This is a genomic window from Primorskyibacter sedentarius, from assembly GCF_004342065.1.
Lineage (GTDB): Bacteria > Pseudomonadota > Alphaproteobacteria > Rhodobacterales > Rhodobacteraceae > Primorskyibacter > Primorskyibacter sedentarius.
This window is the reverse complement of record NZ_SLZU01000007.1, coordinates 101455-117582: the sequence shown is the minus strand read 5'-3', so window position 1 is coordinate 117582 and position 16128 is coordinate 101455. Positions and strand designations below refer to the sequence as shown.

At 61.1% G+C, this 16128-nt stretch carries 13 protein-coding genes; 7 read left to right on the top strand and 6 right to left on the bottom strand.

The window, feature by feature from the left end:
• The first annotated feature begins 59 nt into the window (after positions 1-59).
• Positions 60-881, top strand: coding sequence for a sulfotransferase family protein (locus EDD52_RS11665; RefSeq protein WP_132245121.1), 822 nt, complete (start codon positions 60-62; stop codon positions 879-881).
• 208 nt (positions 882-1089) lie between these two features.
• Here the strand turns inward: EDD52_RS11665 and tkt are convergent, their stop codons facing one another.
• The gene (tkt, locus tag EDD52_RS11660) at positions 1090-3105 is read right to left on the bottom strand and encodes a transketolase (RefSeq protein ID WP_132245119.1); all 2016 of its coding nucleotides are present in this window, start codon (positions 3103-3105) and stop codon (positions 1090-1092) included.
• Between the two features lie 201 nt (positions 3106-3306).
• On the opposite strand from tkt, the gene EDD52_RS11655 reads away from it, so the two are divergent.
• Together EDD52_RS11655 and EDD52_RS11650 are read left to right on the top strand one after the other, a co-directional pair.
• Entirely contained in the window at positions 3307-3852 is a 546-nt protein-coding gene (locus tag EDD52_RS11655; protein ID WP_132245117.1) for a hypothetical protein, read from the top strand.
• On the top strand, positions 3852-4247 hold the full coding sequence (locus EDD52_RS11650; protein WP_132245115.1) for a cell division protein ZapA: 396 nt from the start codon (positions 3852-3854) through the stop codon (positions 4245-4247). Before EDD52_RS11655 ends, EDD52_RS11650 begins: the two co-directional genes overlap by 1 nt.
• Before the next feature lie 192 nt (positions 4248-4439).
• On the opposite strand, the gene grxD is transcribed toward EDD52_RS11650, so the two are convergent.
• The 5 genes from grxD to EDD52_RS11625 all read right to left on the bottom strand — a co-directional run bounded on the left by grxD (position 4440) and on the right by EDD52_RS11625 (position 9601).
• A complete protein-coding gene (gene grxD / locus EDD52_RS11645; RefSeq protein WP_132245113.1) occupies positions 4440-4802 on the bottom strand; it encodes a Grx4 family monothiol glutaredoxin in 363 nt (120 codons plus the stop codon).
• Positions 4803-4973: 171 nt separating this feature from the next.
• Positions 4974-5216 carry a BolA/IbaG family iron-sulfur metabolism protein gene (locus EDD52_RS11640; protein WP_132245111.1) on the bottom strand — a complete coding sequence of 81 codons (243 nt, stop codon included), beginning with the start codon at positions 5214-5216 and terminating at the stop codon, positions 4974-4976.
• 59 nt (positions 5217-5275) lie between these two features.
• Complete coding sequence (locus EDD52_RS11635; protein WP_132245109.1) at positions 5276-6142, bottom strand: hypothetical protein; 867 nt, start codon at positions 6140-6142, stop codon at positions 5276-5278.
• Between the two features lie 7 nt (positions 6143-6149).
• On the bottom strand, positions 6150-8309 hold the full coding sequence (gene purL, locus EDD52_RS11630) for a phosphoribosylformylglycinamidine synthase subunit PurL (protein WP_132245107.1): 2160 nt from the start codon (positions 8307-8309) through the stop codon (positions 6150-6152).
• A 386-nt stretch (positions 8310-8695) separates the two neighbouring features.
• A complete protein-coding gene (locus EDD52_RS11625) occupies positions 8696-9601 on the bottom strand; it encodes a LysR family transcriptional regulator (protein WP_132245105.1) in 906 nt (301 codons plus the stop codon).
• A gap of 164 nt (positions 9602-9765) precedes the next feature.
• Between EDD52_RS11625 and EDD52_RS11620 the strand changes: the two genes are divergently transcribed.
• The 4 genes from EDD52_RS11620 (at position 9766) to argC (ending at position 16069) form a co-directional block, all read left to right on the top strand.
• Complete coding sequence (locus EDD52_RS11620; protein ID WP_132245103.1) at positions 9766-13185, top strand: indolepyruvate ferredoxin oxidoreductase family protein; 3420 nt, start codon at positions 9766-9768, stop codon at positions 13183-13185.
• A 74-nt stretch (positions 13186-13259) separates the two neighbouring features.
• The gene (locus tag EDD52_RS11615) at positions 13260-14138 is read left to right on the top strand and encodes a lysophospholipid acyltransferase family protein (RefSeq protein WP_132245101.1); all 879 of its coding nucleotides are present in this window, start codon (positions 13260-13262) and stop codon (positions 14136-14138) included.
• Between the two features lie 16 nt (positions 14139-14154).
• Positions 14155-14967: a glutamate racemase gene (gene murI, locus EDD52_RS11610; protein WP_132245099.1), complete on the top strand. Its 813-nt coding sequence runs from the start codon at positions 14155-14157 to the stop codon at positions 14965-14967.
• 73 nt (positions 14968-15040) lie between these two features.
• Entirely contained in the window at positions 15041-16069 is a 1029-nt protein-coding gene (gene argC, locus EDD52_RS11605; protein WP_132245097.1) for an N-acetyl-gamma-glutamyl-phosphate reductase, read from the top strand.
• The last annotated feature ends 59 nt before the right edge of the window (positions 16070-16128 follow it).

Below are 16128 nucleotides of genomic sequence, written 5' to 3'. Positions count from 1 at the left end.
AACTATCCTGCCACTGTCGCGACGTTCGCGTGCAGGTGTTGTAATTCAAGAGCGCCCGTATGAAACGACTTCTGATCCTCGTGACCGGATTGGACCACAGTGGAACGACGATCCTGGACATGGCCCTTGGGGTTTCTCCTCAGATCACCGGCCTTGGAGAGGCGCTTTACATGCTGGGGGCGGGCGAGAAGGTCACGGCAACCCGGGCATTTTCTGGCGGAGATCTGGCCAGCGTTGAATGCACATGCAGACAAAGTGCGGCCAACTGCGCCTTCTGGTCACAAGGCTCTGCGCTGTTCAGGGACTACAGTATAGGAAAGACCTTCCCGGCGCTGCATGACATCGCGATGGCGCGGTTTCCCGAAACCCGCTTCGTCCTCGACAGCTCTCCAAGTTCGTGGCGCTATCTGGATCAGCTGGATGAATTTGACCTGCGTGTCATCCGTCTCACCCGCGACGTGCGCAGCTGGTCCGCCTCTTACCGCAAACGTCGCAAGGCGGGGACCATCCGCAGCTATCGTAGATGGATGTCGCGCAACAAAGAGATCACCCGGGTGCTGAATGAGAAAGGGCTGGATGTGTTCCGCGTCGGATACGAGGAGCTTGCCCTGCGGCCCGAAGACACGCTGCGAAGGATCTGTGACTGGCTGGGCGTGGCTTTCCTGCCCGAAATGCTTCAACCCAAAGCGCATTCGGGCAGCCATATCGTCGAAGGCAATGTTGCAGGTAAGAGCAGCGTGCTTTCCGCATCGATCCGCTATGATGGGTCCTGGATGGCCGCGCCGGGACACCCGTTCATCGAAGGGCTGCTGATGTCACTTTGCAAGCGCCAGAATAACGCCTTAGTCTACAGCAACAAGGTTATCCGACGCAAAGCCTGAGCGGGAGAGCCCGGTTTTCGCACATACGCGCTGCAAGCAAAGACCGGCAAATGGCCGGTTTCACAGCCCTGGCTTTGGCGTCTGTGCAATTTGATGTCTGATCCTTCCGCGAGTGTGGGCCCCAAGCACCCGGCCTGCCCGATACCCGTTGTACAAAAGAGAAAGGGGCCACGCGGGCCCCTTCGGTAATCTGGTCTTTGACAAGCCTTCAAAGAAGCGATTTGGCCAGTTCAACCGTCGCCTCTGGCGTGATGCCAAAATGCTCGAACAGCTCGCCGGCTGGGGCGGAGGCGCCGAAGCTGGACATGCCGATGAAGCCTGCCTTCGCCTCGCGGCCGCGCTCGCCCAGCAGCCAGCGATCCCAGCCCTGACGCACGCCCGCCTCGATCGCGATGCGGACAGGGCCGCCCGGAAGGACGCGCTTGCGATAGGCTTCGTCCTGCGCCGCGAACAGCTCCATGCAGGGCATGGAGACGACACGCACACCGATCCCCTCGGCCTGAAGCGCTTCGCGCGCGGCGAGTGCAATGGAAACCTCGGACCCGGTGGCAATCAGAATGACCTGACGTTTGCCTTCCGCATCGGCCAGCACATAGCCGCCCTTGGCGGTCAGGTTGGCATTCTTGTGCTCGGTCCGCACCGTGGGCAGGCCCTGACGCGACAGCGCCAGTACCGACGGGGTGGAGGTCGAGGTCAGCGCCAGTTCCCACGCCTCTGCCGTCTCGATCGTGTCGGCGGGGCGGAAGACCCACGTGTTGGGGGTGGAGCGGCTGATCGCCAGATGCTCGACCGGCTGGTGGGTCGGACCGTCCTCGCCCAGACCGATGCTGTCATGGGTCATCACGAAAACGCTGGGCACCTTCATCAGGGCTGCCAGGCGCATCGCGGGGCGGGCATAATCGGTGAAGCACATGAACGTGCCGCCATAGGGGCGGATACCGCCATGCAGCGCCATCCCGTTCATCGCCGAGGCCATGCCATGTTCGCGAATGCCGTAATAGATGTAGCGGCCCTTGCGGCTGTCGACATCGAAAACGCCCAGATCACCGGCATTGGTGTTGTTGGACCCGGTCAGGTCCGCAGATCCGCCAATGGTTTCGGGCATGATCGGGTTGACCACTTCCAGCACCATTTCGGAAGATTTCCGCGTGGCCACTTTGGGTGCGGCTTCAGAGTTCTGCTTCTTCAGCGCCTTGATCGTGGCAGACAGGCGCTTGGGCGCCTCACCGGCGAAGGTGCGCTGGATCTCTTTCTGGCGCGACTCCGAAAGGCCGTCGATCCGGCTTTGCCATTCCGCGCGCTCTGCCGCACCACGGCGGCCAATCTCTTCCCATTGCGATTTCACATCATCGGGAACTTCGAACGGGCCGGTCGTCCAGCCGTAGGCCTGCTTTGCAGCGGCAAGCTGGTCGGCATCGGTAAGCGCACCATGCCCCTTGGACGTGTCCTGCGCGGCATGACCCAATGCGATATGGGTTTTGCAGGCGATCATGGAGGGAGAGCCGGCCTTCTTTGCGGCAGTGATCGCGGCGTCAATGGCTTCGGGGTCGTGGCCGTCGATTTCCTGAACGTGCCAGCCCGCAGCCTTGAAGCGCTTCACCTGATCGGTGCGGTCGGACAGTTCCACCTTGCCGTCGATGGTGATGTTGTTGTTGTCCCAGAAAACAATCAGCCGCGACAGTTGCTGGCGTCCGGCAAGCCCGATGGCCTCGTGGCTGACGCCTTCCATCAGGCAGCCGTCCCCGGCGATCACATAGGTGTGGTGATCCACGACCTTCTTGCCGAACCGCGCCCGCAGGGCTTCTTCGGCGATGGCGAAACCGACGGAATTGGCGATGCCCTGACCCAGCGGGCCGGTCGTCGTTTCCACGCCATGTGCCAGGAAGTTCTCGGGGTGGCCCGCAGTCTTAGCGCCCAGCTGGCGGAAGTTCTTGATCTGGTCCAGCGTGATCTCGGCATCGCCGGTAAGATAGAGCAGCGAGTAGAGCAGCATCGAACCGTGGCCCGCCGACAGGATGAACCGGTCGCGATCCGGCCATGTCGGATCCGCCGCGTCGAACTTCAGGTGCTTTTCGTAAAGCACGGTCGCCACATCGGCCATGCCCATCGGCATTCCGGAGTGTCCGGAATTTGCGGCGGCGACGGCGTCCAGCGTCAGGGCGCGGATGGCGGCGGCGCGCATCCAGTGATCGGGGTTGGCAGAGCGGAGAGCCTGGATATCCACGTGGGTCTGTCCCTTGCTTGAGAAAATGTCGCCTTGCTCATATCAGGCCGGGATTGAAGTTCAAGCGCAGCCTGTAAGGGCTTGACACATAAGGGGGCGCAATTCCCCTTTATGGTTGCTAAAGTTACGCAACAATCGGGTACGGCTGATTCGCCTACGAACAGTCGAGCAAGCCCTGGGGCAGACGGAGGTTCGAGGCCTATGACGCAGATTCAAGAGTTGGAGCGCCGCATCGTCGCCGCGCTTGACAGGATCGGGCAGGGGGTGGAAACGCTGGACGCTGCCCGCGCCGCGGTGCCAGAGCCGGTTCCCGCGGTTGACCCGGAAGAGGTCGCACAGCTTCGGGCGGCGCTGGAAAACGAGCGGATGACAAACGCGCAGCTCGAAGAGCGTGTACGCGCCATCCGCGACAAGCAGCAGGGCGAGGTGCATTCGCTGCGGGCAGAGCTTGAAAGCAAGCGCGCCGCGATGGAAAAGCTCGACCAGCAGCTGCAACGGCTTCGCAAGGCCAATGACCTTCTTCGCGACAGCAACGACGCTTTGCGCAACGCGCTGGAAGAGGGCATCGACGAGCCGAACCTGATCAACACCTCCATGTTGGCAGAGCTTGAGGGGCTGCGCGCGACCCGCGCGGCGGACGTGGCCGAAAACCGCGCTGTTCTGGCCGCGCTGGAGCCTTTGCTTGTGAATGCCGCAGGTGCCGGGCCAGAGCTGCGCGCGGCAGAAGACAAAGAAGGAGGCGCCTGATGCCTGAAGTCACAATCACCATCGGGGGCCGGAATTTCGAAGTCGCCTGCCAGGAGGGCGAGGAGCATTACCTGCATTCCGCAGCCAAGATGCTGGATACCGAGGCTTCCGTTCTGTCCAATCAGATCGGGCGTTTGCCCGAAGCGCGCATGTTGTTGATGGCGGGGCTGATGCTTGCGGACAAGACCGCGGGGCTGGAAGACAAGCTTCGCGACGCAGAAGACCGGTTCGCGGCCGTTCAGGCCGAACTGCGGGATTTGCAGCAAAGACCGGCACCAAGGCCCGAGCGCGTGGAGGTGCCAGTGGTGCCAACCGCGGTTACGGACCAGTTGGCGGAGATTGCCGCACGAGCCGAAGCTCTTGCGGACGAAGTGGACTCCAAGCTGTCCGTATAGAACGGGCCAGCTCTTGCTGGGATCGGGACGGTCGCCCTTGTCCATTGCCCCTTCATACGCAGACGCGGCCACCAGTGCCGCGTCTTTTCGTGTGAAATGCAGGATTTTCGGATCGAAGACCCCGGTCAGACCCGACCAATCTAAACTGCCCGAATGCCTTGGCCCGGCCGACGTCCGGACGGGCCAGAGCGATCAGCCGTTGGCTTCGCGGATCTTGTCGGCAGCGTCCTTGTCATAATTCACGCCGTTGCTTTCGAAAAGCTGATCCAGTTCGCCTGAAAGGGTCATCTCTGTAATGATGTCGCAACCGCCGACGAATTCGCCCTTCACGTAAAGCTGCGGGATTGTGGGCCACTCGGAATAGTCCTTGATGCCTTGACGGATTTCGTCATCGGCAAGAACGTTCACATCCGTGAAATCCACACCCATGTAGTTCAGCACCCCGGCCACGCGGCTGGAAAACCCGCATTGCGGCATGGATTTCGTGCCCTTCATGTAAAGAACGACATCGTTCGATTTGACGGTCTCGGCGATTTGGGTCTTTGCGTCGGTCATCATAGTCTCCGTTTCGTGGCGCGCCGGTCCATTTGCCGGGTTGTGCGCCAGTATCTTGGGCCATATTTGATCAGTCTTGGCAGATCACAGATCAGCGTTGCGATGGCGTGGCCAAGGTTCAGAAATGTCAGGAGCAACTGGAAGAACACCGCCCCCAGCGACTCCATCATATCACTCCGGAACTTTGGTCGTCAGCGCCAGCGCGTGCAATTCGCCGTGATTACCATCCATGCGGCCTTTCAGGGCGGCATATACTGCGCGTTGTTGTTGCACCCTGTTCTTGCCGCGAAAGCTTTCGTCAATCACCTCGGCGGCGTAGTGATTTCCATCGCCGGCGAGATCGGTAATTGTGATCTTGGCCTGCGGAAATTCCGCGCGGATCAGATCCTCGATTTCCTGGGCTTGCATTGGCATGGGTATTCCTTCTCTGAACTCGAAAGCTAAGCAGCGCGGGCGCGGTTGACAAGTGGGGCCTAGCCCAGAAATGTGACGGTGGAAAGGCCACGTATCGCTTCGACGTCGCGGGCGTAGTTTTCGGCCAACCGGGCGCGGGTTGCATCGTCCCATGGATCAAAAGCGGGGCTGTCTGAGGATTTGGGATAAAGCCTCTGAGCCGCCTTGAACGCGTCCTGCCGGGCATCTCCGCCGCGTCTGAGATGCGCGACCGCTTCGGCGGAAAGCCCGCTGTTCACATATCCGTCGCGCAGCGTTACGTCGCGCGCGGCAGGCTCGCCCAGCAGATGTGTCAGCAATGTCGGCGCGATCTCCGTGTAGTCCTCGTAGCGCCACACCGTCAGGCGCCGCCCACCAGAGGCACGCTGCAAATCGGTCACAAGCTTCGCCCAGCTAAGCTGTGACAGGTCAACGCCGCGAATATACTGTCTGAAGGGATAGAAATCGCCGCCCTTCATATCCTCTGCCCAGGCAGAGACGAGGAAATCGGCCTGCGACCGGATTGCCAGCCCGATATCAATGTCGTGATCCGGAAAGAGCGAACACAGCCGCTCCAGCCGGTCCGGCGCGGGTGCATAAAGCAGGTTGCCGCGAAAAAGCGGCTTGGGGCGGAGTTGCCCCATGATGTTTTCATTCATCAGAACGGCATGGGGGGCGTCGCCGCAATAGTTTGACAGGAAGGCCTCGGCCACCATCTGCAAAAGGGCCGGGTCCGTCCGCTTGCCCGCGAGCTCTGCAAAGGGAATCAGGTCAGCGCCAAGGGGCATGGGCCCGACCGCCGCCACACCATGCGCAAGCAGCCTATCAGCGCAGCCTTGCAGGCTGCGTTGCAGATGCGTCGTCGCGGTCTTGTGAGCCCCGATCAGAAAGGTGATCCGGCGGCGCATCCGCGTATCAGGCGAAAAGGTCTGCAAAGCTGCCGCGATAGACCGCTGACAGCTCTTCCAGCGGGGCAGAGGAGCCGCCCAGTCGCACCGTATCGCCCACAAAGCGGCCAACGCTGTCAAGCGGCACACCCGCATGGCCGGCCGCAACGATCAGCGCCTCGGCCTGGTCAAAGTTGCAGGCGATCAGATAGCGGCCCTGATCTTCGCCAAACAGGGTGCCCATGTCGCCTGCATCAAGGACAAGCCCGACGCCTGCCGCCTCGGCAAGTTCAAACGCCGCCAAAGCGAGCCCACCATCGGACAGATCGGTGCAGGCGATGATGTATTCGCGGTTCTCGCGAATGAAATCGCCGTGGCGTTTCTCGGCTTCCAGATCGACATGCGGGGCGTCGCCGTCTTCGCGGTTGAACACCTCCGCCAGCAGGGCGGACTGACCCAAATGGCCAGTCGTCTCGCCCAGCAGCAGCGCGACATGACCCTCCCGAACATCCTTACCGATGATATTGTCAATATGGTCGATAAGCCCGACGGCGCCGATGGTCGGGGTGGGCAGGATGCCCTGGCCATCGGTTTCGTTGTAAAGCGAGACGTTGCCGGACACGATCGGCATATCGAGCGCCGAACAGGCCTCGCCGATGCCTTGGATGGCGCCAACGAACTGCCCCATGATCTCTGGCTTTTCTGGGTTGCCGAAATTGAGGTTATCCGTCGTTGCCAGCGGCCGTGCGCCCACGGCGGTCAGGTTGCGATAGGCCTCTGCCACCGCCTGCTTGCCGCCTTCGACAGGGTTCGCGCGCACGTAGCGCGGCGTCACGTCAGAGGTGAAGGCCAGCGCCTTGTCGGTGCCATGCACGCGGATAATGCCAGAACCCAGACCCGGCCCGCGATTGGTGTCGGCCATGACCTGACTGTCATATTGCTCATACACCCATTGCTTGGAGCTGTAGTTGGGGCTGGCAAGCAGCGCCTTCAACCCGTCAATCGGGTCGATTTCCGGCACATCGGCCAGCGGTTCGGCCTCTGGTGTCGGCTCCCACGGGCGGTCATATTCGGGGGCGGTGCCAGAGAGGGCCTTCAGCGGCAGATCGGCCTTGGTCTCACCGTTCAACTGGATGAGGAAGCGATCCTCGGGCAGGGTCTCGCCGACAATGGCAAAGTCGAGATCCCATTTGTCGAAAACGGCCTTGGCCTCTGCCTCTTTCTCGGGGCGCAGAACCATCAACATGCGTTCCTGCGATTCCGACAGCATCATCTCGTAGGCGGTCATGTTCTCTTCGCGGCAGGGGACCTTTTCCAGATCCAGCCGGACGCCCAGCCCGCCCTTGTCGCCCATTTCCACTGCCGAACATGTCAGGCCAGCGGCGCCCATGTCCTGAATGGAGATCACCGCGCCGGTCTGCATCAGCTCCAGCGTGGCCTCCATCAGGCGCTTTTCGGTGAACGGGTCGCCGACCTGAACGGTGGGGCGCTTTTCTTCGATGGTCTCGTCAAATTCGGCGCTGGCCATCGTGGCCCCGCCAACGCCGTCACGGCCGGTTTTCGCACCAAGATAGACGACGGGCATACCGACGCCCGAGGCGGCCGAGTAGAAAATCTTATCCGCATCGGCAAGGCCGGCCGCAAAGGCGTTGACCAGACAGTTGCCATTATAGGCTGCGTGGAAACGGACCTCGCCGCCGACGGTCGGAACACCGAAACAGTTGCCGTATCCACCGACACCTTCAACAACGCCATGCACAAGCTGGCGCGTCTTGTGGTGGGCCGGCTCGCCAAAGCTGAGCGAGTTCATCGCCGCGATGGGACGCGCACCCATGGTAAAGACGTCGCGCAGGATGCCCCCCACGCCGGTCGCCGCCCCCTGATAGGGCTCGATATAAGAGGGGTGATTGTGGCTTTCCATCTTGAAAACCACGGCCTGACCGTCGCCGATATCGACAACGCCTGCATTCTCACCGGGGCCGCAGATGACCTGCGGGCCTGTCGTGGGCAGGGTGCGCAGCCACTTCTTGGAAGACTTGTAGGAACAATGTTCGTTCCACATCGCCGAAAAGATACCGAGTTCGGTAAATGTCGGCTCCCTGTTCAGAAGCCGCAGGATCTCGGCATATTCGTTTTCTTTCAGGCCATGGGCCTCGATCAGGTCGGGGGTGATCGCGGGATCTTGCATAGGTCATACATCCAGGTCTGCGGGTTGGCGTCTCTTTAGGGCAAGCAACGCATGGGGGGAAGGGGGAGGCGGATTTTAGCGAATTGGCCGACAAAATCGACGTGCCTGCTCCCGGTTGCATCCGGACTATCGTGACACGCGGGGCGAAGCGGGTAGGCGCCTTGGCGAGAACGCGATGCGCAATTGTGTCAAGCGTCAATCGCGCAACAGTCCCGGCGCAAAAAAAAGGCCGAGCACAAAGCTCGGCCGAAGTCCAACAGGGAGGTTGATAATGATGCACCAAGCGGCGCTTCATCGTCAAAAGCTCAATTAGTGATCGAAGTTGAGTCGGGCAAGTCCTACAAAGGCACAACACAGGCAATCCCGCTATGCGTGCATTGCATAGCTCAGGCGCTCGCCAGAACCTTCAACTGCTTGCGATGGGCAAAAATCTCTTCTTCCACGAAGTCGCGGAACGCGGCTATGCGCTTGGATTGCCTCATTTCTTCGGGATAGGCGAGGAAGACAGGCACCTCGATTGATTCCACCTCTGGCAGGACGCGCACGGCCCAGGGGAAATCCTCGATGATGTAATCGGGCAGGACGCCGATACCCAGATGGTTGATCACACCCTGAAGAACGCCGAAATAATTGTTGATCGTCAGCATGGACTTGATGTCATGCGTCAGAAGCTCCTGCACCAGGTTAAGACCGGCGCCCACCTGCGCAGATGTCGTGTTCTGACAGATCAGACGGTGCTCTGACATGTCCTCCATCCGGGTGGGGGTGCCGTTCTGTGCCAGATATTCCGGGGACGCATAAAGCCGCATCCGCACGCTCATCAGTTTCTTGCGGATCAGATCAGCCTGGCTGGGCTCTTTCATGCGGATGGCGACATCGGCCTCGCGCATCGGCAGGTCGAGCACACGTTCCTCAAGCATAAGGTCAATCTTGAGATCCGGGTATTTCTCGTAAAGCTTGGTCAGGCGCGGGGCCAGCCACAGCGAGCCGAAGCCGGTGGTGGTGGTCACTTTTAAGTCGCCGAACACTTCCTCTTCGCTGTCGCGAATCCGGGCAGAGGCGGCATCCAGCCGTTTGACCATCGCGTTCGTGGCGTCGAACAGCAATTCGCCCTGCTCGGTGAGAATCAGTCCGCGCGCATGGCGGTGGAACAGCGTCGTGTTGAGCGACTCCTCCAGTGCCCGCACCTGACGGCTGACAGCTGATTGCGAAAGGTGCAGCACGTCCCCTGCATGGGTCAGGCTGCCCGCATCCGCCACCGCGTGAAATATTCTGAGCTTGTCCCAATCCATGTCGGTAACTTTCACCCTGTTCGAGGTCGTTTGTTGAAATACAGTCTCATAAGCATGTTTGGATCAAAGTTCACGGGAAAACGAAAAAATTTTCCCTATACAGGTCAGCAACTGTGACCTAATGTGGCGCTATATGATGCATCACTGGCGACGGGAGACGCGAGATGAGCAAGACAGATATTACCCTGAATGACCGATTCGATCTGGAAAAGTCACCGGTTCTGCTGAACGGGACGCAGGCGCTGGTGCGGCTGATGCTGATGCAAAAGGCGCGCGACCGACAGGCGGGGCTGAACACGGCGGGTTATGTGACAGGGTATCGCGGCTCTCCTCTGGGCGCGGTTGATCTGCAAATGACCCGCGCGGGAAAGCTGCTTGCCAGCAATGACATCACCTTCCAGCCGGGCCTAAACGAGGATCTTGCGGCGACCGCGCTTTGGGGCAGTCAGCAGGCCGAATTGCGCGGCGAGGGCAAGTATGACGGCGTCTTCGGGCTTTGGTACGGCAAGGGGCCGGGGGTGGACCGGTCCGGCGACGTGATGCGCCATGCCAACATGGCGGGCTCGTCGAAAAACGGCGGCGTGCTGATGGCGATGGGGGACGATCATACCGGCGAAAGCTCGACCGTGCTGCATCAGTCCGAATGGGCGATGGTGGATGCCTATATGCCGGTGGTCAGCCCGGCGGGCGTTCAGGAAGTGCTGGATTACGGCATCTACGGCTATGCCCTGTCGCGCTTCTCTGGCCTTTGGGTGGGTCTGAAGACGATGAAGGACACGATCGAGGCGACGGCGGTTGTTGATGGCCGCCCGGACCGGATGCATCTGATCGTACCGGAATTTGCCATGCCCAAGGACGGGTTGAACATCCGTCTGGGTGACACGCCGCACGCGCAAGAGGCGCGCATGATTGATTTCAAACGCTTCGCCGCCGAAGAATTCAGCCACGCCAACAAGATGGACAAGCGCGTCTGGGGCAAGCCCGGCGCCAAGATCGGATTTGTTGCGGCCGGCAAGAACTGGCTCGATCTGGTGCACGCGTTCAGCTTGCTGAATATCGACGAGCAAGAGGCGCTGCGGCTGGGCCTGACCACCTATAAGGTCGGGCAGACCTGGCCTTTGGATATGAAGGGATTTCACGACTGGGCGGACGATCTGGATCTGATTGTCGTGGTCGAGGAAAAGCGCAAGCTGATCGAGGTGCAGATCAAGGAGGCGATTTTTGACGACCGCAAGGGCCGCCGCGTCTATGGCTGGTACAAGAGCGGTGCGGGGGGCATGCATGATGACGAGCTTTTCCCGACGCGCGCCGCCCTGGACCCGATCCTGATCGCCGAAAAGATCGGTGGCATCCTGATCGAGGAAGGGCGCGGCACCGATGGCGTCAAGGCCGGGATGCAGGCGCTGGACGAGGCGCGCCGCGCCGACAATGCCGAGGATATCGCCGCGCGCCTGCCGTATTTCTGCGCCGGTTGCCCGCATAACAGCTCTACCAAGGTGCCCGACGGCAGCCGCGCCTATGCGGGGATCGGCTGTCACTACATGGTGCAGTGGATGGACCGTGAAACCACCGGGTTCACCCATATGGGCGGCGAAGGTGCGAACTGGATCGGCGAGGCGCCGTTTTCCAAGCGCGGCCATGTTTTCCAGAATCTCGGCGACGGGACCTACAACCATTCGGGTGTGCAGGCCATTCGCGCGGCTTTGGCGGCCGGGACGAACATTACGTACAAGATCCTTTATAACGACGCGGTTGCCATGACCGGTGGCCAGCCCAACGAGGGCGGTCTGTCGCCACAGCGGATTGCCGCGGAAATCAAGGCGATGGGGGTCCGCAACATCGCCGTTGTCTATGACGAGAAGGAAGAGGTCGACTTCAAGACCTTCCCGCAAGGCATTGAAATGCATGAACGCGCGGACATGCCCGCAGTTCAGGAGGCGTTCACGAAACACGAAGGTGTTTCGGCCATCATCTATGTGCAGACCTGCGCGGCAGAGAAACGCAGGCGTCGCAAACGCGGCAAGTTCCCCGATCCGGACAAGCGGGTCTTTATCAATACCGATGTCTGCGAAGGCTGCGGCGATTGCGGTGTGCAATCGAACTGCGTGGCCATCGTGCCGGAAGAGACCGAGTTGGGCCGCAAGCGGGCGATTGACCAATCCGCCTGCAACAAGGATTTCTCTTGTCTCAAAGGGTTTTGCCCGTCTTTCGTGACGCTGGAGGGCGCGCAGGTGAAGAAGGGCGCGACCGCCCAGCTCGACCTGCCGCATCTGCCCGAGCCGGAGATCCCCGCGATCAACGGCACCTATAACGTGGTCATCACGGGCGTGGGCGGCACGGGTGTGGTGACCATCGGCGCCGTATTGGCGCAGGCCGCGCAGATCGATGGCAAGGGTGCGGGCATGATGGAAATGGCGGGCCTCGCCCAGAAGGGTGGCGCGGTCCACATCCATTGCCGGATCGCCGAGCGGCCCGAAGATATCAGCGCGATCCGCGTGGCCACTGGCGAGGCGGACGCGCTGATCGGCGGCGATCTGGTGGTCAGCGCGGGCGCCAAGACGCTTGGCCTGACCCGGACGGGCCGCAGCGGCGCGGTGGTCAACAGCCACGAGATCGTCACCGGAGATTTTACCCGAGATACTGAATTCTCTTTACCTTCCGATAGGTTGCGACTTGCTCTTGAGGCAAGACTTCAGGAGCGTCTGGACCTTTTCGACGCCACAGAGATTGCCCGCGCGACGATGGGCGACTCGATCTATTCGAACATGATGATGCTTGGCGCCGCCTGGCAGCGCGGGCTTGTTCCGCTGAGCATGCAGGCCATTGACGCAGCGATCGAGCTTAACGGTACGGCAATTGACCGCAACAAACGCGCCTTCCAGATCGGTCGGTGGGCGGTGCTGCATCCGGAAGATGCGGCACGGTTGGCAGAGCCGACTGTCGTTCACTTGCCCAAAACGCTGGATGACAAGATTGCCTATCGGGCGGAACAGTTGATCGCCTATCAGGGCAAACGGCTGGCAAAGCGCTACCGCCGCATGGTCGAGCGGTTTGACGACCCCGCGCTGAAGGAGGCTGTGGCGAAGGGCTATCACAAGCTCTTGGCCTATAAGGACGAATACGAGGTTGCCCGCTTGCTCTTGTCCAGTCGTGACAAGGCGCGGCAGGAGTTTGACGGCGATTTCAAGATGAGCTTTCACCTCGCGCCGCCGATGCTGGCGCGCAAGGGCGCGGACGGGCGGCCGCAGAAACGCGAATTCGGCCCCTGGCTGGAACGGCCCCTGCGGGTTCTGGCGCGGCTCAAGGGATTGCGCGGCACCCCGTTCGATCCTTTCGGCTACACGGCAGAACGCCGGATGGAGCGTGCGCTGATCAAGCAATATCAGTCGGACATGGCCGAGATTGAAAAACACCTGTCCCCCGACACGCTGGACATTGCCGTCGCCCTTGCCGAATTGCCGCTTCAGATCCGTGGGTTTGGCCCGGTAAAGGCGGCGAACGAGGCAAAGGCCGCCAAGCGCCGCGAAGAGTTGCTGACCATGTTGCGTGCGGGCGGGGCGCCGCTGGCGAAAGCTGCCGAATAGGCCCGCCGGCCAAAGGCTCTGGAAAGGTTGTCGCAACCGGATTAGACAATCCGCAGATCAAGAGGGTTTGCCGGATGCCCAAGGGACGTCACGTCGCAAAAGACATCAGCTACGCCTACTCCGCCAGCACGCGGGGTGGGCGGGCCATGATCCGGTTGATGGAAAACGCGACCGGACGGATCGGCCTGATCAAGCGCGCCAGGGGCTATGAGGCCGAGGTGAGCGGCGGGCGGGATTTCTGGCAGGTCATGGTGGAACGCTATGGTCTCGGGTTGGAAATCCTCGGGGGAGAGCTGAACAATATCCCGACAGATGGCCCGCTGATCGTGATCGCGAACCACCCCTATGGCATCCTCGACGGGTTGATGATGGGGCATATCCTGTCGGTGGTGCGGGGGGATTTCCGTATCCTTGCAAATTCCGTGTTCCGCAAGGCCGATGATCTGAACAAAGTGATCCTGCCGATCTCTTTTGACGAGACGCGCGAGGCGATGGCACAGAACCTGGAAACCCGGCGCGAGGCGCTGCGCTACCTCGCCGAGGGTGGGGCCATAGGGATCTTTCCGGGGGGGACCGTCTCGACCGCGGCGAAACCGTTTTCCAGACCGATGGATCCGGGCTGGCGCGCCTTTACCGCGCGCATGGTGGCGAAAAGCGGCGCGACGGTGGTACCGATCTATTTCGACGGGCATACGTCCCGCCTGTTCCAGCTTGCCAGCCATCTGCACACGACCTTGCGTCTGGGGCTGCTGATCAAGGAATTTCGCAAACGTGTCGACACGCCCGTGCGCGTCGTGATCGGCAAACCCATCGACCCTGCCGAGATCAAGGCGCGGGCGAAGGATACGCGACAGCTTATGGATTTCCTGCGCAAAGCGACGTATGAGCTTTCACCGACCCCGCTTCGGTCTTATGACTACGGGTTCGAGTTCGAGGAAAAACGCAAGAACTGACGACCGGGGTTTCCGCATGGCGGTAGGGATTTTCGACAGTGGTCTGGGGGGGCTGACAGTCCTCGACGCGGTTGCCAAGCGGTTGCCGGACGTGCCTTTTGTCTATTTCGGTGACAACAAGCATGCGCCCTACGGGGTGCGGGATGCGGACGATGTCTACGACCTGACCACGGCGGCGGTATCGCGGCTTTGGGATGAGGGCTGCGATCTGGTGATCCTGGCCTGTAACACCGCGAGCGCTGCGGCGTTGCGGCGGATGCAGGAAAGCTGGATTCCGTCCGACAAGCGGGTGCTGGGCGTTTTTGTGCCATTGATTGAGGCACTTACCGAGCGGCAATGGGGCGACAACAGCCCGCCGCGCGAAGTGGCGGTCAAGCATGTGGCGCTGTTTGCCACGCCCGCCACCGTCCGCAGCCGGGCCTTCCAGCGCGAGCTGGCCTTCCGGGCGATCGGTGTGGATGTTGAGGCGCAGGCCTGCGGCGGCCTTGTCGATGCCATCGAAGAGGGTGACATGATCCTTGCCGAGGCACTGGTGCGCAGCCATGTGGATGCTTTGAAACGGAAAATGCCCGAACCACAGGCCGCGATTCTTGGGTGTACGCATTACCCGCTGATGCAGGATGCGTTCCAGGCCGCGCTTGGCCCGGAGGTGACCGTCTACAGTCAGGCCAACCTTGTTGCCGAAAGCCTTGCCGATTATCTGGAGCGTCATCCGGGGATGTTGGGGCAGGGTGACAAGACCCGCTTTCTGACGACAGGCAACCCGCGCAAAGTGTCGGATCAGGCGACGCATTTCCTCCGACGACAGGTCGAATTCGAGAGCGCCTGACACCGGCAAGTTGGTGCCTTTTGTGCCTTTTGCCCCCCGAATCTGTACAAATGCCCTTTGAAGGGAAACTCACATGACCCATAAGATCGCGATCCTCGGTGCCTCTGGCTATACCGGTGCGGAACTGATCCGCCTGATCGCCACCCATCCGTCGATGGAAATTGCAGCCCTTGGCGCCAATGCCAAGGCCGGCCAGAGCATGGCGACGGTCTATCCGCATCTGCGCCATCTGGACCTGCCGGATCTGGTCACGGCCGATGAGATCGATTTCGGCGCGGTTGACCTGTGCTTTTGCGCGCTGCCGCACAAGACCAGCCAGGAAGTGATCCGCGAGCTTCCGCGGGATCTGAAGATCGTCGATCTGTCGGCGGATTTCCGGCTGCGCGATCCGGCGGCATATGAAAAGTGGTACGGCAACCCGCATGCGGCCGTCGAGGTTCAGAAAGAGGCGGTTTACGGCCTGACCGAATTCTACCGTGACGAGATTCGGGGCGCGCGTCTGGTGGCGGGCACGGGCTGCAACGCGGCAACCGGGCAATATGCGCTGCGGCCGTTGATCTCTGCCGGGGTTATCGGGCTGGACGACATCATTCTGGACATGAAATGCGCCGTGTCCGGTGCGGGCCGGGCGATGAAGGAAAACCTGATGCATGCCGAGCTGTCCGAGGGCTACAACGCCTATGCGGTCGGCGGCACGCACCGGCATCTGGGCGAGTTCGATCAGGAATTCTCCAAACTGGCGGGCCGGCCGGTCGAGGTGCAGTTCACCCCGCATCTGATGCCGGTCAATCGCGGCATCCTTGCCACGACCTATGTCAGCGGGAACCCGCAAGAGGTATACGCGGCGCTGAGCGAGACCTATGCCGATGAGCCTTTCCTGCATGTGCTGCCCTTTGGCGAAACGCCGTCGACCCATCATGTGCGCGGCTCCAACTTCTGCCATATCGGCGTGACGGGCGACCGCAAGGCGGGTCGGGCCATCGTTGTCGTGGTTCTGGACAACCTGACGAAGGGCTCTTCGGGCCAAGCATTGCAAAATGCGAATTTGATGTTAGGTGAGGAAGAGACCGCAGGGCTGACACTGGTGCCCTGTTTCCCATAGGGACGGGCGTCCCAAGGCGTGCCGCTATGGGTCTTGGGACATCTTGCGACAGGGTTTCG